General features: G+C 45.7%; 18 protein-coding genes and 3 pseudogenes. 11 read left to right on the top strand and 10 right to left on the bottom strand.

Translation table 11 applies throughout. The annotated features are described in order from the left end of the window. Nucleotides 1-53: 53 nt before the first annotated feature. From A0256_00520 to A0256_00505, 4 genes and pseudogenes are all read left to right on the top strand, one after another. A complete protein-coding gene (locus A0256_00520; protein ID AMR30002.1) occupies nucleotides 54-473 on the top strand; it encodes a hypothetical protein in 420 nt (139 codons plus the stop codon). Between the two features lie 17 nt (nucleotides 474-490). Next, the gene (locus tag A0256_00515; GenBank protein ID AMR30001.1) at nucleotides 491-1012 is read left to right on the top strand and encodes a disulfide bond formation protein DsbA; all 522 of its coding nucleotides are present in this window, start codon (nucleotides 491-493) and stop codon (nucleotides 1010-1012) included. Nucleotides 1013-1048: 36 nt separating this feature from the next. Continuing rightward, nucleotides 1049-1501, top strand: coding sequence for a pyridoxamine 5'-phosphate oxidase (locus A0256_00510; GenBank protein AMR30000.1), 453 nt, complete (start codon nucleotides 1049-1051; stop codon nucleotides 1499-1501). A 418-nt stretch (nucleotides 1502-1919) separates the two neighbouring features. After that, nucleotides 1920-2900 (top strand): annotated as a pseudogene (locus A0256_00505) (TIGR00374 family protein). 26 nt (nucleotides 2901-2926) lie between these two features. On the opposite strand, the pseudogene A0256_00500 reads toward A0256_00505, so the two are convergent. Then, a pseudogene (locus A0256_00500) lies at nucleotides 2927-3894 on the bottom strand (alcohol dehydrogenase). 692 nt (nucleotides 3895-4586) lie between these two features. On the opposite strand from A0256_00500, the gene A0256_00495 reads away from it, so the two are divergent. From A0256_00495 to A0256_00470, 6 genes are read left to right on the top strand one after another with little or no spacing between them, the layout of a single operon-like run. Further along, nucleotides 4587-6287 carry an alpha-glucan family phosphorylase gene (locus tag A0256_00495; GenBank protein AMR29999.1) on the top strand — a complete coding sequence of 567 codons (1701 nt, stop codon included), beginning with the start codon at nucleotides 4587-4589 and terminating at the stop codon, nucleotides 6285-6287. Further along, complete coding sequence (locus A0256_00490; protein AMR29998.1) at nucleotides 6288-7049, top strand: hypothetical protein; 762 nt, start codon at nucleotides 6288-6290, stop codon at nucleotides 7047-7049. Then, nucleotides 7046-8383 carry a transporter gene (locus tag A0256_00485; GenBank protein AMR29997.1) on the top strand — a complete coding sequence of 446 codons (1338 nt, stop codon included), beginning with the start codon at nucleotides 7046-7048 and terminating at the stop codon, nucleotides 8381-8383. The genes A0256_00490 and A0256_00485 overlap by 4 nt, the downstream gene beginning before the upstream one ends. Before the next feature lie 12 nt (nucleotides 8384-8395). After that, nucleotides 8396-9664, top strand: coding sequence for an efflux transporter periplasmic adaptor subunit (locus A0256_00480; protein AMR29996.1), 1269 nt, complete (start codon nucleotides 8396-8398; stop codon nucleotides 9662-9664). Further along, entirely contained in the window at nucleotides 9661-10404 is a 744-nt protein-coding gene (locus A0256_00475) for an ABC transporter ATP-binding protein (GenBank protein AMR29995.1), read from the top strand. Before A0256_00480 ends, A0256_00475 begins: the two co-directional genes overlap by 4 nt. An 11-nt stretch (nucleotides 10405-10415) precedes the next feature. Continuing rightward, nucleotides 10416-11636 carry a multidrug ABC transporter substrate-binding protein gene (locus A0256_00470; protein ID AMR29994.1) on the top strand — a complete coding sequence of 407 codons (1221 nt, stop codon included), beginning with the start codon at nucleotides 10416-10418 and terminating at the stop codon, nucleotides 11634-11636. Nucleotides 11637-11642: 6 nt separating this feature from the next. On the opposite strand, the gene A0256_00465 is transcribed toward A0256_00470, so the two are convergent. The 9 genes and pseudogenes from A0256_00465 to A0256_00425 all read right to left on the bottom strand — a co-directional run bounded on the left by A0256_00465 (nucleotide 11643) and on the right by A0256_00425 (nucleotide 22134). Further along, a complete protein-coding gene (locus tag A0256_00465; protein AMR29993.1) occupies nucleotides 11643-12722 on the bottom strand; it encodes a glycosidase in 1080 nt (359 codons plus the stop codon). 128 nt (nucleotides 12723-12850) lie between these two features. Next, nucleotides 12851-13612: a phosphate ABC transporter ATP-binding protein gene (gene pstB, locus A0256_00460; GenBank protein ID AMR29992.1), complete on the bottom strand. Its 762-nt coding sequence runs from the start codon at nucleotides 13610-13612 to the stop codon at nucleotides 12851-12853. Beyond that, on the bottom strand, nucleotides 13605-14450 hold the full coding sequence (locus A0256_00455; protein ID AMR29991.1) for a phosphate ABC transporter, permease protein PstA: 846 nt from the start codon (nucleotides 14448-14450) through the stop codon (nucleotides 13605-13607). The genes pstB and A0256_00455 overlap by 8 nt, the downstream gene beginning before the upstream one ends. Beyond that, nucleotides 14447-15337 carry a phosphate ABC transporter permease subunit PstC gene (locus A0256_00450; protein ID AMR29990.1) on the bottom strand — a complete coding sequence of 297 codons (891 nt, stop codon included), beginning with the start codon at nucleotides 15335-15337 and terminating at the stop codon, nucleotides 14447-14449. The genes A0256_00455 and A0256_00450 overlap by 4 nt, the downstream gene beginning before the upstream one ends. Further along, the gene (locus tag A0256_00445; GenBank protein AMR34383.1) at nucleotides 15334-16173 is read right to left on the bottom strand and encodes a phosphate ABC transporter substrate-binding protein; all 840 of its coding nucleotides are present in this window, start codon (nucleotides 16171-16173) and stop codon (nucleotides 15334-15336) included. Before A0256_00445 ends, A0256_00450 begins: the two co-directional genes overlap by 4 nt. 72 nt (nucleotides 16174-16245) lie before the next feature. Beyond that, complete coding sequence (locus tag A0256_00440; protein AMR29989.1) at nucleotides 16246-17358, bottom strand: nitroreductase; 1113 nt, start codon at nucleotides 17356-17358, stop codon at nucleotides 16246-16248. Then, nucleotides 17355-19881, bottom strand: a pseudogene (locus A0256_00435) (haloacid dehalogenase). The gene A0256_00440 and the pseudogene A0256_00435 overlap by 4 nt, the downstream one beginning before the upstream one ends. A gap of 38 nt (nucleotides 19882-19919) precedes the next feature. After that, nucleotides 19920-21620 (bottom strand): haloacid dehalogenase, encoded by a 1701-nt coding sequence (locus tag A0256_00430; protein ID AMR29988.1) that lies wholly within the window; start codon nucleotides 21618-21620, stop codon nucleotides 19920-19922. 7 nt (nucleotides 21621-21627) lie between these two features. Further along, entirely contained in the window at nucleotides 21628-22134 is a 507-nt protein-coding gene (locus A0256_00425) for a hypothetical protein (GenBank protein AMR29987.1), read from the bottom strand. Nucleotides 22135-22175: 41 nt separating this feature from the next. On the opposite strand from A0256_00425, the gene A0256_00420 reads away from it, so the two are divergent. Further along, nucleotides 22176-22730, top strand: coding sequence for a hypothetical protein (locus tag A0256_00420; protein ID AMR29986.1), 555 nt, complete (start codon nucleotides 22176-22178; stop codon nucleotides 22728-22730).

The raw sequence follows: 22730 nt of genomic DNA, 5'->3' as shown, positions 1-22730 counted from the left end.
ATTATAAACCGGGTACCGCCAAACACTGCGAAAACTCTAATCAAACAAATCAAATGGAAAACGTAACTGAAATGTCCGACCGTGCAGAACAATATTACATCAGCACCAAACGCTGGGTGTCCGACCTGGAATTCTTTCAAATTGAAACCGACTTCCTGCGCCATTTAGAGCAGGATTATTTTATACGCTTATTTGAGCCTACTGATGTTGCCAGGTTAAAAGATGTGGGGATTAAACTCTTGAAAATGCAATTAGACATGACAGAGGCCCATATGAAGTGCAGTATGCAACTGGACCGTTTAAGCCTAATTGCTGAAAATGAAGCTACCGAGGACATCTCTTACTTAGCGATCGAAAACAATGCCTTATCCGACCTGATCAGCATGCTTACCGTGGATTATTATGATGTGAAAAAGGAACTCTTCAAACTGGCGGAAGGCGTGATGCGTGAAAATAAATTCTTGCTGGCTTAATTTAAAGATCAAATATTATGCAACTGCAAAGGCCGGTTTCTGGTCACGAACATATACAGGGAAGTATCAAAGCCATGCTGGAATTAGTCGAGTATGGGGACTACCAATGTTCATCCTGCGGTGAATCCTATCTTATTATTAAAGCCGCACAAGAGAAACTAGGCAAAGAACTGAGTTTTGAATTCAGAAATTTCCCCTTAATGGAGCAACACCCTGATGCTTTTAACGCGGCGATGGCTGCGGAATCTGCTGGTTTACAAAACAAGTTCTGGGAAATGTATGAGCTGCTATTCATCAATCAGGATAACCTAAGTAATGAAGATCTGTTCATTTATGCCGGCGATCTGGGATTAAACATACGGCAGTTCGAGCAGAATATGCAAAGCCGAGCACTACGGGCCATAATTGAAGCCGATTATGAAAGCGGGTTGAAAAGCGGCGTGACCGGAACCCCCACATTCTATATCAATGGAAAAAAATACGATGGCGATTGGGAGGATGACGGACTGATCAACCATTTGAAAGAGCTATTAGGATAAGCCATAAGCTATTTAAAGGAATAAAAAATCAAGAAAATGTTAAGAGAACTCAACGATAAACAAATAGAATCTTTACTGAAAAGCGAAATGATCGGTAGGATCGGCTGTCAATCAGATGGAGTCGTCTACATAGTTCCAGTAAATTATATTTATGATGGTACAAACATCTATTGCCATTCCGCTAAAGGGATGAAGATCGACATGATGAGAAAAAATCCCGAAATATGTTTCGAAGTAGAAAATATCAAGGATTTAACGAATTGGCAGACTGTCATAGCCTGGGGAAGATTTGAAGAAATCATAGACATGGCGGAAAAGCAAAAAGTACTGCAACAATTAACTGACAGAATCACGCCCTACATCATCGATGATTCGGTTACCCGCGAACATGGTTTTGCGGATGAAGAAAGCGATATCGGTACAACCATTGAATTGATCATATATAAGATCATAGTCCATAAAAAAACCGGGCGGTTTGAGGACAGGTAAATCAGAAGGATGAGGTTCTGATCTCGCGTAAAGCAGACTTTTTAAAGTTTTGATATAATATTTGCCAGATCAAGTTGGCGTTAGGCGAATGGGTTAACATCAACAACATAGATATCATAATGCCTGCAATTCCATGATATTTCACGAGCGCAGCAAATTTACGCTGTAGTACAATTCCATCACGACTATATTCATTCTCCTCTTAGTGCTTGTGTTGCCCATCTCCCCCTTGGCGGGCTGGTTCGCCTTTACGCGCCTCTCCTTGGCTTATTACTGCTGGATGTTGTTCATCATTGCCGGATATATGTTTGCGGCGGAGCTAACTAAAAGGTTGTTTTACAAAAAGGCGGTCAACTACATCTCATGAAACCTTTAAAAGGCCGGTCATTGGTAAAAGTTAAGCTTTACGCCTGCACGTATCATTTTTTATCTGATCGCGATTTTCATATTTTATCTCGCTGTGCATTATATCGGTAAATTGAAGGACATCAAAGATCTGATGTTACAGATGAGCCCTTTCTGGCTGCTCTTAACTATCGGCGCACAGATCGGCACTTATCTGCTCAATGCTTATATCATGAAAGGTTTGATCCACAGGAATCCCGGTTCCACCAGTTTAACTTACCTATTTAAGATGTCCATAGTTATCATGTTTGTCAATCAGGCTTTGCCTACCGGGGGATTAAGCGGCAATGGCTATCTTTTTACACAGCTGACCAAAAGAAATGTTACCAGGCAAACCGCTTTTACTGCCTTGATACTGGAAACAGTAAGTTATTATGTGGCTATCCTATTGCTTATTTCCCTGTTTTATGGCTGTTATTACTTATTGTAGATCCACATCAAGCCTGTGATCAGCTATGTGGTCGTTCTCGGATTTGTGTTTTATATAACGCTTACGATCGTTGTTCTTGTATTGAGCAACCGGCGGACCGTTTTCTTTGTACTGCGAAAATTTAGTAAACATGGCTGGCTCAAAAGATATATCAAAAAGGCAGGGTTGATTTCGATGCATCATGAGCAAGAAGGAAATTCGGAAATGCTCCGAAAAAACAGGGATACCATCATTAATACTATTCTATTGCACCTTATGATCATACTTTGCGTTGTGGTCACCGTGTTTGCGCTGGCGGAAGGCTTTCATATCCATATGTCTTTCGTCCTGATCGCTTTGGCTCTTTTATTATCGCTGATCATTGGCGCTCTGCCCATATCGCCGGGTTCCCTGATCATTTATGAAAGCGCAATGACCTACTTTTTCACGACACTGGGAGCGCCGGTACACGCGGCATTGATCATTACGCTCCTATATCGTTTTTTTACCTTTTGGCTGCCCATCCCGATAGGACTTATGCTATACCAGAACCTGGAGGGGGCCCGGACTCCCGAACAAACATGATCACCACTATGAGGGCGGCGTTCATTTTACATTACTAAAACAGCAGCGCCGCTAATATCGCCATTGCGAACAGCGGCTAGTGCCTCGTTAGCCTGTTGCAATGGGTACAGCCTGGTTTCGGTTTTTATTTTAATTTTATCAGCAAGTGTAAAGAAATCCTCGCCGTCTTTACGGGTCAGGTTGGCAACAGAACGGACGGTCCTTTCTTCCCAAAGTAGGGAATAGGCGAATGACGGGATGTCACTCATATGTATTCCGCCACAGATTACAGAGCAGCCTTTATCAATATCTTTTAATGCTTTTGGAACGAGCTGGCCGGCAGGGGCAAATATAATGGCTCCGTCCAGCAACACGGGAGAAAGATCGCTCGAACTACCCGCCCATATCGCACCCATTCTTTTGGCAAATGACTGTGCTTCGAGATCGCCATCCCGGTAAAGGCATAAATTTCCTTACCCTGATGTTTGGCGATCTGTACGAGTATATGCGCCGCCGCTCCGAAACCATAAAATCCAATTTTTTTGGCTACGGTCCCGATCATTTGATAGGAACGATATCCGATCAAGCCGGCACAAAGTAGTGGTGCGGACGATGGGTGACCAAATTGCGGGGTAAGATGAAAGCAGTATTTTCGGTAGGCGACGGTATATTCTGCATAACCGCCATCCATGGTATAGCCAGTAAACAGCGCATTTTCACAAAGGTTCTCCTGATCTTTCAGGCAATATTTACAATGTCCGCAAGTGTAGCCTAACCAGGGGACGCCAACCAGGTCACCCATTTTCAACGAGGTCACCTCACTGCCGAGGCCTTCAACAATTCCAATTATTTCATGTCCCAGTATCAGCGGGAGTTTGGGGCTGGCCAGTTGACTGTCCATTATGTGCAATACACCCGGCGCGTTCCAGGCTATCTTTTCCGCTTCTTCTTTTTGATAAAATGACTGAACATTACCTTTAAGCGTTATCGCGTTTTTGACCACTTTAACTCGAATGTTCTGATCAACAGTTGCGGCATACCGAAGCAGCGCGTGTTCTACCGTTTTCTTTTCCAGTTCGTCCCCAGTTTCCGGCATCAGGGTGAGGTTGTTGGTAAAAACCTTAATGCCCTGAACGCTACCTGTCGCTTTTTTTGCGGCCTCCTTTTGAAAATTATAGGTTACCTGACCATCAAGCGTGACATGTCCGTCTTCTACCTTGACCATTAAACGATCAACGGGCACCCAATTTAATTGCAGAGTATCCAGTATCGCTTTAGCGATCGCTTCATCACTGATCTGGTCCAGGCCAATTAAATTAACTGTCGTGTGTTCGATTATTGCTTTAACGCCATCAATGCTTTTAGCGACCGATTCCACACGTAATTTATCCAGGTAGCTATTAACTTCCCCTGATAAAGTCACTAAACCTTCATTAGCTGTAATATCAACTTTCGCACTTTTTAATAAAGGATCCCATTTCAGGGCATCCTGAATGTCCTTCTGCAGATCGCGGTCATTTTTCATGAAGTCAATTGAAGTTGATGAACGGTAAAATTCAGGATATATAAAAGGTTAGTTGTTACGTAATTGTCTGTTTAAGTTACATAATTCACACCTAGGTCGGGAAACTGTTGAAAGTGATATACATCACCGGCGCGGCTGTCCGTCGTCAATAAGTTAGAAAACTAAAGGGGTAGGTTTGACCTATGATCATTAACAGAAAAGATTTGTTCGGCTATGAACCGGATCCGGCGTATACTTTGCCAGTGGCCTACTTTTCAATGGAATTCGCCATTCATCAGGCACTTAAAAACTATAGCGGGGGGCTTGGGTTCCTATCCGGTTCACACCTAAGAAGTGCCTACGAGTTAAAGCAAAACCTGTTGGGTGTCGGCATCTTATGGAAGTATGGTTATTACGACCAGGAAAGAGACGGCATGGCTTTTATGAAAAGCAGCTTCATCGAAAAAGACTATTCATTTTTGCAGGATATGGGACTGAAGTTTACGGTACGTGTCCATGATGCCCCGGTTCATGTCCGCGCCTTCCTGCTCAGGCCTGAGCTCTTCGGCTCCGCACCATTATTTTTACTAAGTACTGACTTGCCAGAAAACGATGAAGAATCGCGGTCCATCACACATTGTCTCTACGATCCGAACGAGGCCACGCGTATCGCACAAAGTATCGTTTTAGGTATTGGAGGCGGCATGTTACTTGATCTGTTGGGCCTCACTCCTGAAATTTATCATTTGAACGAAGGCCATGGCGTAGCTTTGAATTTTTACTTATACGAGAAATTTAAAACGCTGGACGAAGTCCGCAGACGGGTGGTTTTTACCACGCATACACCTGAGCAAGCAGGCAACGAAGCGCATCGCTTTGACCTACTGGAAGAAATGTCCTTCTTTTACCAGTTGACGCAGCAGGAAGTCCGGTCGCTTTTAGCGATCGAGGGCGCTGATCTTAATTATACACTGGTCGCTTTGAAATTTGCGCGTAAAGCAAATGGCGTATCTGAGCTGCACGGCGAAGTAGCCAGAAAAATGTGGGGCGGCCGGCCAGGGGTATGTGACATCATATCCATTACGAATGCTCAAAATAAACATTACTGGGTGGATGCACCAATTGGTCAGGCAATCGGGAATAATGATGAACCGGCCTTCCGCGCCCGTAAATCCGCGCTTAAAAAACAGCTTTTTAATACGGTTGCTGATCAGTGTGGTAAAATTTTTGACGAAAATAAGTTAACTATTGTGTGGGCCAGGCGATTCGCCGGCTATAAACGGGCCGACTTCATCTTGCAGGATTGGGAGCGGTTTCTAAAGCTGATCAATAACATTAACTATCCTGTTCAGCTGATCTGGGCGGGCAAACCCTATCCCGAGGACCGGGAAAGCATTGACCTTTTCAATCAAATCATTAGTAAAACCAAGCGGTTTGCCAATTGTGCCGTACTGACCGGTTACGAACTGGATTTATCGGCCTGCTTGAAAAAAGGGGCCGATCTGTGGCTTAACAATCCCAGAATGTACCATGAAGCTTCGGGTACCAGCGGGATGACCGCTGCAATGAACGGCGCGGTAAACCTATCCATGCCGGACGGCTGGGTACCGGAATTTGCCAAAGATGGTCAGAATTGTTTTCTGATCACGCCCGCAGACCAGGATCTACCGGCTGATCAGATCGACCGCATTGAAAACAGCGATCTCATGACCTTATTGGAAAGCACGGTATTACCCACGTATTATCAAAACCGTAAAAAATGGTTTAACATCATTAAACAAGCAGCTGATGATGTTGATCCGGAATTTGAATCGGCCAGGCTGGCCCGGCAATATTATGAATTAATGTATCAAGTTTCACTACCGGAAGCGACTAAAGAACGCTTGCAATTATCATTTGAATAAATGGCTGATATCGGATTAGTGCTTTCAGGGGGCGGCGCAAGAGGAATAGCTCACCTTGGCCTGTTACTGGGGTTGGAGGAATTGGGTATTAAGCCGAAGATTATCTCCGGCGTTAGTGCGGGGGCGGTAATAGGTGCATTTTATGCAGCCGGCTATACCCCTAAACAAATACTGCGTATCGCCAAAGATCATTCACCGATGAGTATTATGGCTGCGGTGATGACTTCGGGAGGCCTCTTTTCGCCGGAAGTTTTAAAAAATTTACTGGTGGAGGCCATACCTCAAAACGGTTTCGAATTTTTGAAAATGCCCTTATTAGTTACCGCAACCGATATCGGAAAGTGCGTTAGTGTAACATTCGCTGAAGGGCCATTATATGATGTACTGGTCGGCTCAACCGCGACCCCTGCTTTATTCGATCCTATTCCGTATAAGGATATGCTCCTGGTAGACGGCGGTGTGCTCGATAACTTTCCGGTTGATCGCCTGGAAGGAAAATGTGATAAGGTCATCGGATCGAACGTCAATAAACTTTGGAATAATCATGGCGCGTCCTTGTCTAAGGTACAGGTCTTGGAAAGATGTTTCCACCTGGCGATCGCAGAAAAGGTCGCGTCACAAGCCAGACTTTGTGATGTTTTGATCGAACCCCTGCTTGGTCAATACAATATGTTTGAAATGAAGTATGCCGACGAAATTTTTGAGATCGGGCATCGGGCCGCGTTGGCTGAAAAGAACCGTCTTTTATCATTAATATCATGATCAGGCTAAAAATAATTTTAACGCTTAGCTTTTTGAGTGTTTGGGTTACCCCTTTAAAAGCTCAGGACTGCGTTAGAATTACCGGGGCGGTTAAATGGGATCTGCAGACCTGTATCGCTTATGCTAAAAAGAATAATATACAGATCAATAGCCTGCGGCTTTCACAACAAATCAGTCAGCAGGAATATCTTCTGGCCAGAGCTGCACGTTTGCCAAACCTATCTGGTTCGGCCTCACAAAACTTAGCCCATGGTAATAATTACAGCAGCAATGGCACCGGTGGTCCGGGCTTTACGGCTGCCGGCAGTTATGGATTGAGTTCCTCGGTCACTTTATACAATGGCAACTATATCAACAATAATATCCGTCAAAAAGATCTTTCCGTCAAATCTGCTAATTTGAATATTATTCAGCAGGAAAATGACATCTCCTTGCAAATCACACAGGCCTATCTCACCGTGTTGCTGGATAAAGAAAATATTATTTATAATACGGATCTCTTAAATACTTCCAGAGCGCAGGTGGCGCTCCTGCAAAAAAAATATAACGCGGGCAGTATAGCCCGCAAAGACCTGGTCCAATTGCAGGCACAGCAAGCGGCTGACCAATACACTTTGGTTAGTTCCGTTAATGCGGAGCAGAGCGACCTGCTTACCCTTAAACAGTTACTGCTGTTGACCAGCGGTGTCGTGTTCGATATCGTAAAGCCGGAGGTGGTACTGTTCAGCGACAGTATAGCGTCCTTTCATGACGCAGAGCAATTTGCGCTAAAGAATCGGCCCGAAATTGAAAGCAGCCTGTTGAATGTACAGGTGGCCGAGCTAGAAACAGCCAAAGCCAGGGCGGGTTACTGGCCATCCTTAAGCGCAGGTGCTGCCCTTAGTACCGGTTTTAACAGCGGGTCTGCAGCTGCATTTCCCGGACAGCTCAATAATAATTTCAACCAGCAGGCAGCACTAACACTGACCGTACCGCTATTTACAAAAAGAATGGTTAAAACCCAGGTAGAAGAGGCTAAGATCGCAGTGGCCCAGGCCCGGCTCGACCTGACGAATACGCAGATCGTCCTCTCCCAGTCCGTGGAGCGCGCTCATATTAATATGCAGAACGCCGTCAGCCAGTATACCGCCGCACAGGAAGAATACCGGTATGGTAAGGAAAGCTACCGTATCGCCGCTGAGTTGCTGAAAGTGGGTACAACTAACACGGTCGATTTTCTTTTACAAAAAAATCTATTTGTACAAGCCCAGCAGGCATTCATTCAGGCCAGGTATAATCAGTTACTCAGCCGCAAGATTTATGATTTTTACAGGGGTATCCCTATTACATTATAAGCATTTATAGCTATGAAAAGTTATTATAAAATATGGGGGATCGTCGTATGTGCCTTACTGGCTGGTTTGCTGGTTTGGTATTTTTTCCTCCGGACAACGGTTAAACCGGCCATAATCCAATCTGAACATCCCGTGTATGGTTATATCGCCCAAAGCGTGACCGCGACGGGAAAAATAGAGCCGGTCGATACCGTTACAGTGGGCTCACAGGTATCCGGGATCATCAAGTCCCTGTATGTTGATTTTAATTCACAGGTCAGGAAAGGCGAGTTATTGGCTGAACTTGACAGGTCCCTATTACAGGCCACCTTAGACCAGTTCAACGGCAATTTGCAGAGTGCTTTAAGCCAGCGCCTCTATGCAGAAAATAATTTTGCCAGGCAAGATGAGCTTTTTAAAGCCGATGCCATCAGTAAAGCGGAGCATGATATTGCGCTCAATACCCTGAATTCGGCCAAAGCTGCGGTTAAAAGCGTAGCCGCCCAGGTACGGTCGGCGAAAAAAAACCTTTCCTACACGGCTATTTATTCACCCATTGACGGGGTGGTACTGAACCGGAATGTGAACATAGGCCAAACGGTTGCGGCAAGCTTTAGTACACCGACACTTTTTGTGATTGCCAAAGATATCACCAAGATGGAAGTAGACGCGAACGTGGATGAAGCGGATATCGGAGAGGTAAGAGCGGGAGAAAGGTCCATATTTACGGTAGATGCATTTATCAACGATCAGTTTATCGGCACCGTTAAGGATATCCGGCTTCGGCCCTCGGTTTCGGCAAACGTGGTCACTTACACCACGATCATTAACGCGGCTAATGATGACCGGAAACTGAAACCGGGCATGACGGCCAATATTGTGATCTATACCAAAGAAGTGGAACACGCACTTTTGATACCTGCAAAAGCATTAATGTTTACGCCGGACTCCGCTTTAAAAGTACAGTACCAGCTAACCGGAAGTGAGGGTTATCAAAGCAAGGCCAGGCAGCAAAGCAGTAGTGCAAAAACGTCAGCCATAACGGCGGTTAAGGTCGGCACAGATACTACCGGCTCATCCGCAATAGTCTGGCTTCTAAAGGGCAAAAAGCTGGTGCTGAAACACATAAAAATCGGCTTAAATGACAACACACAGGTGGAGGTGTTGTCAGGACTTACCCTGGCCGATCTGGTCGTTACCGGTGTTGTAGCCTCCGGGGCATTGCCTGCGGCAAAAGCTACGACCACCAGTGGCAGCCCTTTCCTTCCTAAACAGCCGGCACGCGGGGGACGGGCGAGATGAGCAAAAAAATAATAGAAATAAAAGACCTCAAGCGGGATTTTTTGATGGGCAGTGAAACGGTCCATGCGCTCCGGGGGATCACGTTCGATATTCAGGCGGGCGAGTTTGTGACGATCATGGGCGCCAGCGGATCGGGTAAAACCACTTTATTAAATATTTTAGGCTGCCTGGATCAATCGACCCGCGGATCATATCTACTGGATGGCGTGGATATCAGTCAGCAAAGCCGTGATGAACTGGCGCAATTGCGCAACCGTAAGATCGGTTTTGTCTTTCAATCCTATAACCTCCTACCCAGAACTTCGGCAATAGAAAATGTAGAGCTTCCGCTTTTATATAATAGTTCGGTAAACAGCAGCGACCGGCGCGAAAGAGCCATGCATGCCCTCGAAGCGGTAAAGCTGGCCGACAGGTTTGACCATACCCCAAACCAGTTATCGGGGGGGCAGCAGCAGCGCGTAGCGATCGCCAGGGCGCTGATCAATGAACCGGTCATGATCCTGGCCGACGAGGCTACGGGTAACCTGGACAGCCGGACCTCCTATGAGATTATGGCATTGATGCAGGATCTGAACCAGCAGGGAAAGACTATTGTTTTTGTTACGCACGAACCTGACATCGCGGCATTCAGCAGCCGCACGATAACGCTGCGGGATGGCAGCATATTGAGCGATAAAAAAATTGATAAGCCTGAGTCGGCTAAAGAGACTTTAGCGGCATTGCCGGTCACCAACCAATAACAGCTTAAACAGTGAATATAATTAACCTCTTACGGATAGCCTATTTGGCCTTGCTTAGAAACAAGCTCCGGGCGTTTTTAACCATGCTGGGTATCATCATCGGTGTGGCCTCCGTTATCGCGATGGTGGCGATTGGCGAGGGGTCCAAACAAAGCATACACGATCAATTATCAGGCATGGGCTCCAACATGATCATCGTTTTGCCCACCAGTAACCTACAGGGCGGGGTTAGGATAGCTGGTTCCACCTATCAGACCTTAACCGCCAAGGATATTACAGCCATGTCCAGAAATGATAGTTATATCACCGCCATATCTCCCGGGGTTAGTTCAAAATCTCAGGCAATCAATGGAGCGCTCAACTGGCCGACGACCATGCAGGGCGTTAGTCCCGAATACCTGAATATACGGATGCTGACAATAAAAGACGGTATCACATTCACGGAGCAGGATGTAAGGGCCGCTGCCAAAGTTTGTTTGATCGGCCAGACCGTCATCGATAACCTTTTCCAAAAAGACGAAAATCCGATCGGCAAAATTATCAGGTTTCATAAAATACCCTTCAAGGTTATCGGCATACTCAACCCTAAGGGACAGAACACTTTCGGGCAGGACCAGGATGATATCCTGCTCTCGCCCTATACCACTGTGCAAAAAAGGATCTTGGCCTCCATCTACTTTCAGAGCATTTATGCTTCAGCGGCCAACGAAGGGGTGACTGATTCCGCAACAGCACAGATCACCCGGGCCATCCGTGCATCTCATCGTTTAAGACCGTCAGAGGAAAATGACTTTGTGGTACATACCCAGGCTGAACTCATCAACCTGCTCAGTTCAACGAGTGGCCTATTGACCATACTGCTGACAGTGGTAGCAGGTATTTCACTTGTAATCGGCGGTATAGGTATTATGAATATCATGTATGTATCCGTAACAGAGCGTACACGCGAAATAGGCCTGCGCATGTCTATTGGCGCCAGGGGTAAAGATATATTGCTCCAATTTTTGATCGAAGCGATCCTGATCAGTGTTACCGGTGGTTTTATTGGAGTCGCGCTTGGTTTTTTATCCACCTGGCTGGTAAGCCTGACGCTCAAATGGCCCACAGTCGTATCACAATCCTCAGTGATACTTTCCTTTTTGGTATGTGCGCTCACCGGGATATTTTTCGGGTATTACCCAGCCTTAAAGGCTTCAAGATTAGATCCTATCGAGGCGTTACGGTTTGAATAAAAAACGTCAGCTTTTCGGAAGTTCATCAGGGAGCGTTAATCTGGCTACGCCAATACAATTATCGGCCATCCCGTAGTAAATATCAAACCTGTTCGGCATGCCCAGATCATCTCTCCTGTCAATCCCCGTAGGAAATATAACGTTGGCGACCTGCCCGGTACGCTCGTCAGCTGTTTCGGGACTGATGATCGGATGCGCAGACCGGTAAAGTATCCGCTGGGGATGATCTACATCAAGGATCATGAGGCCGGCCGAATATACCAGGTTACGCGGATCGTCGGACAGCGTTCGGGTCACGTGAACACCGTGGTAGATCAGCAGCCAGCCAAATTTCGTTAAAACCGGAGGGGTGCCGGCACCTATTTTTATTTTTTCCCATGGCGCCTCTGGTAATGCCAGCGGACTATTAGATTCAAACTCTTCTAATTGACCTTGTACCCGATTTTCTTTTTTATGCAAATGGCTGTAGGAGATCCATATACACTCATGATGATCCCTTATTCGCCTGTCTACAGGGTCATGCATAATATCCTCCGGCGATGTACCAGGGAAAAGTGGCCGGTGCAGCATGATCATAGATGGATGACCATGAGGACTGATCATAGCTTTAGGGAAGATACAGGCATCTTTATTGTTGACGTTGTTAAATTGAATGTATTTGTAGTCGGCAAAATCAGCAAGGCCTAAACGTGTCCAATGGAAAAGGTCTTTAGAGGTGGCCAGCGCAATTCTTGGGCCGTTGGCGGAAAAAGCGGTGTAGGTCATAACATACTCTTTCAACGGCTCGAAATAGGTGATCCGCGGATCTTCGCAGCCGCCACCTCCGGGCCTCATCTCGTATTCAGCCTGGGGTTCTAAAGCAAGCCCCAGCCTTTTGACACCGATAGGATCGCCAAGTTCATTAAATATCACTTTTGAAATGCCGATCCTTGAATAGTTCCCTTTCGCAACCATCCTGGGAAATAAATATAATTCGCCATCCGGACCGCGAACAGCTGCCGGATTTAAAACTCCTTCTGCTTCCATTTCGTTTCCGGGCTCCGATGCCATGATGATTCCAAGGCGATGCAATTTAAAATCAGTCATGCTGAATTGTTGGCTATATAAAGTAAGAATGGCGTGCAGTATATTAGTGTTATTTAAGTAAATTAGTTTGCCCCCCTAATAGGTTAGCAAAGTTTCGGATGGCGTACTTGATTACGGCAAATGATAAGTTATCCAAAATGCCCCTTCACATAGTTTTTTGTTAGTTCATGATCAGGTGAGTTAAAAACTTGCCGCGTATCACCCGTCTCAATAATTTCTCCCAGGTACATAAAAATAGTTTTATCTGCAATGCGCTGCGCCTGTTGCATATTGTGGGTAACGATCACGATGGTGTAGTCTTTTTTGAGCTTTAGGATCAGTTCTTCGATCTTTGCGGTGCTGATGGGGTCTAACGCAGAACATGGTTCATCCATCAGTATCACATCGGGCCGCAGCGCTACAGCCCGGGCAATACACAATCGCTGCTGCTGCCCCCCGGATAACCTGGTAGCTGGCTTTTGGAGGTCATCTTTCACCTCATCCCAGATATAACTTTCCTTTAATGCATTTTCGATAATCTCAGCACGTTCTGCATTCGGGATATCGTTGATCCTTAAACCATAGTTTATATTATCGTAAATACTTTTGGGGAAAGGATTAGCCTGTTGAAACACCATGCCGATACGTCTGCGAACTTCCGTAGCAGAGAGCTGGCCCTTGTAAAGATCCTGGTCTCCTAATAGAAATTTCCCCGTTATCCTAACCTCGTTCGCAAGATCGTGCATCCGGTTAAAGCATCTGAGCAGGGTGCTTTTGCCACAACCCGACGGGCCAATAAGTGCGGTAATTCTTTTTTCCGGGAAATCCACGTTAACGTTTTTTAGTACCTGCTTGCTGCCAAACCACAGGTTTGCTTCTATTGCCGATAATTTGATATTTTCATTATTCATGCTTACTATGCTGATAACGGATGTAAAAAGCGGTTAGGTTTAAAAAGAACACTACGATGATCAATACCAGCGCCGTGCCATAAGCTAAAGGCCTTACCTGCTCAATAGCCTGGTGCTGAGTGGATAGCATATAAAGGTGATAAGGAAGTGTCATAAACTCCTGGTTTAAATAGCCCGCGGGCTTATTGATATAAAAAGCAACGCCTGTAAAAAGTATAGGCGCAGTTTCTCCGGCAGCCCGGGAGAGCGTCAATACCAGGCCGGTTAGCATACCAGGTACGGCAGAGGGCAGCACCACATCCCGTATAGATTCAAATTTGGTAGCCCCAACTGCCAAAGCGGCCTCCCTCATGCGGTTGGGTATACGACGCAGAGCTTCTTCTGTAGTAATGATAATATAGGGCAGTGAAAGTAAACCCAGCGTTAAGCCTGCGGCGAGGAGCGAGGTGCCCATATGCAGGCCCTGTACAAATAATGCTAACCCGAACAGGCCGTATATAATTGATGGTACACCGGCCAAATTACGAATGGAAGCCCTGATGATCCGGGTGAGCCAATTGTCTGCAGCATACTCATTCAGGTAAACGGCACAGCAAATACCAAAGGGTGCTGCCATCAGCGCCGTGATCAAAGTAAGTAGAACAGTGCCGATGATGGCAGGGAGAATGCCGCCTTTAGTCATACCATCGGTAGGTGACGTGCTGATGAATCCCCAGGACAAAGAGGAGGCCCCTTTGCTGATCAGATCCCACAGGATAGCCACGAGAAAAAAGCACACCAGGCCTGTACTCACCAACAGCGTACCCCATTCCACAAACGGTGTTATTTTCTTGATCATACAGCCTGGTATTTGCGGTATTTATTAACAAAATGTTCGCCTACAACATTAACTACCAGCGTCATTAAAAACAGTACGGCAGCAATAGCGAACAGTGCGTAATAGTGGGTTGTTTGATAGGGTACTTCACCCATTTCTATCGCTATAGTAGCCGTCATGGTACGTACCGAATGGAAAAATCCTTTTGGAAATGCAGAGGCATTGCCCGTGGCCATCAGCACGGTCATGGTTTCACCAATGGCACGGCCAACTCCCAGCATCACAGCGGCAAGTATGCCCGGGGCCGCAGCAGGTATAGTTACCTGCACCAAAGTTTGCCAGCGGTTGGCGCCAACGCTGTAGCTGGCTTCTTTATAAGCGTTGGGTACTCCCTGCAGCGCGTCCTGGGTAATGGTGATGATTGTGGGCAGCGACATAATGGCTAGTAAAACAGCCCCGTTTAATGCGTTTAGTCCGTTGGACTGGCTGGTTATGCCCGCAATACCAGGCCCAAGCACAACAATACCTAAAAACCCTATTGCCACAGAGGGTACGGATGCCAGCATCTCTATGGCCGGTTTTAAAATGCTTTTCAGCTTATTGCCGGCATAGTCTGACAGGAAAGCGGCAGTGCCAATACCCAAAGGAATAGCAATGCACATTGCCCCGAAAGTGACCAGCGTGGTACTTACCAGCAATGGCAGCATACCATAGTTAGCAGGGTTTTCCGATGGAGCCCACTGGGTGCCAGTGATAAAATCCCAGGGTGTTATTTTTAAAAAGAACGCCACCGTATTCCACAGCAGCATTAAGAATATCCCGGCCAGTATTGCGATCACCATGAGGCCGGTCATCCCGAAAAGTAACCTGGCAAACTGATCCGTTTTCTCTCTGAATGCTAACTTCATGGCTTTGTAGGGATAAGGTAGTAACCTGCTGTAGTGATGATCTTTTGCCCCGCCGGGCTTTTTTCAAACGCAATAAATGCTGCCACCTTGTTCCAGGATGCAACCGGAATGAACTGGTAAAGCGGCCGCTGAAAATAGTACAGTCCCGCTGCAATTGCTTTTACATCTAAAGGCGATATCGCAGTACTTCCGGTTTTGACCATGATCTTTAATACTTTGACAGGCTGTTCCCTTGCATTGTGTAGTATATACCCCGCGCCAACATACCCAATGCCCGATCGGTCGTGCTTTATGCCTTCTACGATCTGGGCATTACCGTTCATTTCCTTGGCATCCCGGCTAAATTGAATGTTTAACTTTTTGCTGATAAAAGAATGGGTTCCTGAATTGCTTTGCCGCCCATAAATACTGATAGGAATATCCTGCCCCGTAAGCGGTTTCCAGGATTTAAATTGTCCGCTTAAAATTTTGGTTAGCGTTGCGATATCAATAACATCCAGCGGAAAATCCCGGTGAACAATAAAGGCTGTAGCGTCTTCTGCAAAAATTATCGTCCGGATAGGTACACCTTTAACCTTTAGCAGAGATAGCTCTTCGGCATTTAATGGTCGCGATGAATTGGCAATATCGGTTTGCCCGTTGAGCAGCGATGCAATACCTAAGCCAGACCCGCCCCCGGAAATTGCCACGCTGAAATCCTGATGTACCTTGTAAAAATTTTCGGCAAGGCTTACGGCTAAGTTAACCTCGGTATCCGAGCCCTTAACTTTAATTGATTTTCCGGCATTGCTACAAGAAGCCATCAGGACTACAAAGAAACACGTTAAGTATTTCATTATGAATTTAATCATTTTGCTAAGATAGGATCGCTATATGTTTTTGATGTTAATTATTGAATGCCAATGCACCTAATATATCAGCCAGTCCACCGGCCGCCTTAAAGACACAGGTTCGGGGTAATCCTTCACATACCCTGCTCGTAATATAAATTGCACCGGATCTGTTAAACCTATAGATGCATTTAGGTTATGCTGAATAACAGGCTCCTCCAGTATCTGGGTCATGGGGTGTATTGCAATATTCTTATCCCGAACTTTGAGGAAGAGCCTTTGCATCCGCTTCCCTGTTTCAATCAGATTGGTGACAGAAGCATCTTTACTAGTTATTAAGAACCAGCCCGCAGAGGAGGCTACCTGATTTTCTGCCTGGCCGATAGTCTGATCTCTGAAACTTTTGTTCATTACGTTAGATCTGCCATAAAAATTTCGGACCACCCAACCGGATAAGCCATCAATTTCCATACTACCAGGGGTTAAGCCGTCACGGTATTTTTCTGCATCTTTATTAGCAAACCTGATCCAATCCGCCAGTTCCTTTTGAGCGGTGTTACGGTAGGATTGGATCTTGTTAGCTTCAATAGTCTGTTCGTTCAGGTACTGATAATTTTTAGTTGTCCGTGGTATAAAGTGAATACGATCCGGTTCGTTATCGATCAATAGTTTGATATGATCCGTTTTTAATGCATCGGAAAGTATATTTGATCTTACTGTACGCCGGTGTATCATATTTTTGGACTCGTACCTGACTGGCTTTCCGGCCTGCAACAGTTTAATTTCCATTACTTTTTCGTCCTGATTGGTATTGGCTATTAAATCGAATCGGCATTTATAGCCAAGGTCGCCCGCAGCATACTCTAAATTTTGAATAAATGCGCCGATAGATAACATCGTTTCCCGCTGCGTTGGATCAACGGCCGGCAACCATTTGCTTTTATCATTGCAGATGATCCAATGAAAGGGTTCCAGATATTTGATCAGCCAGGGCTGTGTGTTATGGCCGCTTGGTGCAAGGGAAGCAAGGTGTAATATCTGCCGCTCGTCAGCCATTAAGCGCTTGGTGAAAGCGGTTAATGGCTTTAAATCAGCTCTCACATAGTTGCTCCTGTCGCTGAAGGCATAATACGTCACACCTGATGTAATTACCGATCCTCCCAATACATAAAAAAATTTTCTTCTGGTCATGATGTGGTTTTATTTTTATTAGCCTGGCCGGCGGAGAACCGTTTCTTCCATTTAAAAAGTTCAAACCATATTACCGACAGGAAGCCAGCGCCGACACTTAACGACAGTTCTATTATGCTCAACTGTTCGAAGCCAAAGAACTTTGCTAAAGTCTTGAAGTAGATAAGCGATATTAAGATCAGCACGGTAATGCCTATGATCAATAAAACCAGGTTGTTTTTATACCTGATGGTGGTCAAAAGTGAGTAATAAAACGAGCGGTTCACCAGCGTAAGCAGAATATTGGCGGCGATCAGGCAGGTAAACACCATTGTGCGGGTAAGTTGCTCATCAGCGCCCTTGGCGACAGCATATTGATAAGTGAGCAGCGTTCCGGCCGTAATGACTAATCCCTGGATGATACTGGTGGTTAATTCCTTCCAGTTAAAGAAAGTAGAACTGAACGGGCGGGGTTTTTGCAACATCGTGTTCCTTTCCATAGGCTCATTCTCGTAGATGATGGAACAGGTAGGCCCCATGATCAGTTCCAGGAAAATGATATGCACCGGCGAAAAGATATTGGGGTAAATCCAGCCTAATGCGAGGGGAAGAAATACGGTTAATACGATAGGTATGTGAATGGATATAATATATTGAATGGCTTTTTTAAGATTGGCATAGATCCGGCGGCCCATGGCTACAGCATCTACCAATGTAGAAAGATCGTCTTTCAACAGGATCAATGACGCCGCTTGTTTAGCGATCTCGGTGCCTTTCTGACCCATGGCAATGCCGATATGTGCTGCCTTTAATGCCGGGCCATCGTTGACCCCGTCGCCAATCATGGCAACAATCTCGTTTTTAGCTTTTAAGGCATTGATGATCTTTAGCTTGGCATCCGGGAACATACGACTGAAAATACTGGCAGATTTTACTTTTTCTCCCAGTTCGTGTTCACTCAACTTCATCAGTTCATCGCCGGTTATTCCATCTCCGGAACCATGCAGGCCAATTTCCCCGGCGATAGCCCTGGTGGTTTCCGCATTATCACCCGTAATAACCTTCACGGCGATGCCTGCTTGATAAAACCCATTCAAAACTGCAGAGATATTTTTTTTAGGCGGGTCGTAAAAGGCTACCAGGCCCTTAAACATAAACTTGAACTGCTGTTGAGTGGCCGGAAAATCATTTCCTTCAAAAATGGCCTGCCCAACCGCTAAAATACGGTATCCGGCTTCAGCCAGTTGTTTGAGTGCAGTCTCTATGCGGTCTTTTTCAATACCATAAAGATCACTAACCTTTATCAGCGCTTCCGGGGCTCCCTTCGCTGCAATAATTCGCAGGCCTGACTTATCTTCAAAAATATGGGTCATCATTGGCGGCTGTCCATTCAAGGGATATTCATGGATCAATTCATAATCAGGTCTTTTATCTACCGCAGCGGCCTTAGCGTATGCCTTGTGCAGCGCAATCTCCATTGGGTCAAACGGCATGGGCTCACTTGCCCACATGGCCAGGCTGATCAATTCCTTTTCGGATTTGTCTAGTTCTTCGGCAGCGTCCCTTATAATATGATCCCGGAGGGTGTAAATTTTGGCCAGGCTCATCTTATTTTGCGTGATCGTACCGGTTTTATCCGTACAGATCACCGAAGCGCTACCTAACGTTTCAACGGTCTTCATCTGTTTGACCACGATCCCCATCTTCATCAGCCGCCAGGCCCCGAGCGCCATAAAGGTGGTGAACGCCACCGGGATCTCTTCCGGCAGGATGCTCATGGCCAGCGTAAGCGCTTTGATCAGGCTATCTAAAATATCTGACGAGCGAAAGTAATTGATACCCCAAACGATTAAAAAAACGATCACACCGGCGATCACCATTTTTTTTACAAAATTGTTGATCTGTTTTTCCAGCGGGGTTTGCTCGGCAACGATTGACTCCAGGCTTTTGCCAATCTTACCCAGTCGGGTTCCGTTGCCAATGGCTGTTACACTGATTACGGCTGAGCCGCTGGAAACTGTTGTGCCATGAAATACGAAAGGCTCGGCAACCGAGAGGTCTTTATACACTGCTAATGATTCGCCGGTGAGAATACTTTCATTGACCGAGAAATCATTGGAATGTATGATCGTACCATCGGCAGCATTAGAAGATCCTTCGTCAACCAACAGGCTATCGCCAATTACGATCTCTTCACTTTTTATCTCTTTGACGGCACCGTTCCTGATCACCTTACAATTAGGCTGACTAAGATCTTTTAATTTTTCGAGGGCATTGCGGCTGCGGGAATCCTGGAACAAGGAAATGCCGGCCACCAACGATAGCTGAAGCCAGAAAAATTCCGTCGCCGGTTTTTCCGCTGATAAAGTAAATGCCCGAGGTAACCAACAATAAAAGAACCATCGGCTCTTTGGCCAGGCCTTTAACGGCGTCAATATACCCATTTTCTTTTTTGAACGAAAGGCTGTTCGGGCCATATTTTAACCTGGCCGCGTTCACTTCGAGATCGGTGAGACCTGTTATATTTAATTTATCTAAGGTCATGGATCTCAAATTATATGTTTAATTATTGAACGAAAAGATCAGGCCGGCGAAGTGTAAGTATTCATGATCAGCTTGAATATATGCCTGCGCGATGAACCAGGATCATTTCCAGCGTTTTCGATCAATTTTGAATGGTCGGAAAGCTGCGGGTCTTTAATAGAATTGCGGAACCAGTTAGAATAATCGTGGCGATGCAAATGATATAGCCAGGTGTCATCATCTACGCCGGTGGCCATTTGTATAAAAACCATCAGATTATTGGCCTTAAGATTGAGTTTATGGTTCGGCCCTGTAAAAAAGAAGCTATTCGCATACATATCACCGCTCGCGTATTTACGTTTATGGCGCATCAGAAATTTCGCCGGTATATTGCCCGTTATAGGAAAAGACAGCTTTTGTTCTTTTTGCCATACCAAAGCACCGTTTCTTTGATGGATTAAGTTATCCGAAATTTGAATAGCGGCACTCGTGAGCTCTGAAAAAGATTCCATCGTTTGCTCCGGGCAATCTCCCATTGCTATAACCAGATTAATGCGCTGCAGGAAAGCATTGGAAAGTAGTTCCGGCTTGGTCGTTATAGCCATGATATTGGTAACCTTTTCCGGTAATGCACTAACGATCTCCCGATCTTCTTTTGGCAGCAAATGATGCGCTTCATCAATAATGATAAAATGCGGATGGCCTGTCGACTCGCGCAATTGGACCAGTTCGGTTAACAATCTTTTAAAATGGGCAGGACGTTCACCCAATGGTATCGCTAAAAAGCAAACGATCGCGTTTTCAGATGTTTGTGATAGTACCTTGATCACATGATCTGTTAGCGGCGGCTGGCTACCGTCACCAATAGTGAGTGCGCCGGGCAGGTCCTGGTAGTCGCCTTCTGGGTCAATCAGGCAGAATTGATATTGCTTCAGTATCAGCTGCTCCACAAACGCCGCGGTAAAAGTTGTTTTACCACAACCCGATGTGCCTGCCAGTAGAATATTTTTTCCGTAAGGGCTAATTGCATATGCAGTGCCGTCGGATTTCTTACCTAATGGCAGGAAATGGCGGGCTAATTTGGGATCCAACGATAGCAGGTCGTCGGCTAACAATTCTTCGACCAGTTCTACTACACCCGCACCGCGCGAGTTATTGGTGACCCAATCCGCGTTTTCCTTTAATAGCGGTAAAGCGTTGTTTACCGCCACTGCGCATTCCGCCGCTTCGAGCAAAGCATTGTCATTCTCCGCATCGCCCACGGCTACGGTATTATGTTCCGAAAGGTTAAGTTCAATAAGCGCCGCATGCAGACCTGTTGCCTTATTAATACCCGGCGGCAGGATCATGATCGCACCTTTGTTAAAGATCAGCTGGTATTCCAAGCCGAAATTTCTGATCGCTTCCAGCACTACTTCCTGGTGTGGTTCCCAGGTCGCTACGATCACCTGACCGACCGATAAAGGAATATTTTTATCCTGTAATAACCGAATGAAAGCCTCCGGAGGCCTGTTTCCCAATAATGCCGTCTTTTTACTGGCCGGGCTGTAGATCAAAGCCCCGTTCTCCGCGACGATCATATCGAATATTCCGAACTCAGGAAATACATACTGGAGTTGATCCAGTTCGCGACCGGTCACCAGTATCAACTTGCGGCCGGTGGCTTTCAGTCTGCTCAATGCTTCTATCGTTGCTATGGAAACCCGTTCATTTTCAGCAATGGTTCCGTCATAGTCTGTCACAAATGTATGGTATCTCATTAGCCAATTATTTGCAACTAACCGGTTTAAAATGAAACTTGCTTTTGCTAAATACGAGCGGTGCCTTTTTATCAAATGAGGACCGTCCCATATAGCTTACAATCACACCTGTACCCAATGTCAGGGAATCGCCTTCGGCGAGCAGCGCAATCGGGTTAGAATAGACTGTTTTATTCATCGTCCCGCTGGTGAACCTGTAATTGGCAAATAAAGTGTCGCCTTTAAACTCCCCCTCTATCTTGCCAATATTAAGATCGCTTTCCAGGGCCATTTCTTTGATGTCATGGTATTTGATATACAATTCTCCGGTGACTTTCCCTCCCGGGGCATTATGAAGCGTCAGGCTTGCACTGTCCTTTTCAAAAAGGGCGACAAAACACTGTTTATCTGGTCTTCGGGTACCTGACATCGAGGTCAAACTATCTATCATTTTGGTTTGATCTTTTTTGCCCTGGTTACAACTAATAATAACGGACAAGGCGAATAAGGCAAGTAAATAACGGGAGTTTTTCATATTATAAAGCTCGACCTTTTATGAGTTCTATGTAGTGATCAATGTCATTAAGATGCCTGATCTACATCACATTTGTGCAGCTATTTGCACCTACCTTGGATATAAAAAATCATGAGTCAAACACACATCCATTTACTGATCACCCATCTGCCGATATTCGGTTCTATTTTAGGAGGGTTCGTTTTGATCCATGGAATATGGAGAAAAACAACACTACATTAATCGCCGCTTATAATGTTCTGATCATCTCTGCCATTGGAGCCGTTATCGCTTATGCAACCGGTGAAGGCGCAGAAGAGACCGTCGAGCATTTACAAGGAATTTCTAAAAATACCATCGAAGAACATGCTGAATCTGCGCTGACATCTTTGGTCGGTTTGATCGTCGTCGGAGTAATATCAATGGCCGGGATTTTTGTGACCTGGAAAAGCCCTTCGCTGGTGAGGCCGCTTGCTTTAATCGCATTGGTTGCTTCTCTCATAGGATTTGGACTTATTGCCAGAACAGGTTATTTGGGAGGACAGATCAGGCATACCGAGATTGGAAACAACTCGGTGTTACCTGCAAATGGTGGAAATGGCAAAGACAACGATTAA

Source organism: Mucilaginibacter sp. PAMC 26640 (assembly GCA_001596135.1).
Lineage (GTDB): Bacteria > Bacteroidota > Bacteroidia > Sphingobacteriales > Sphingobacteriaceae > Mucilaginibacter.
This window is presented reverse-complemented; position numbering and strand designations above follow the sequence as displayed.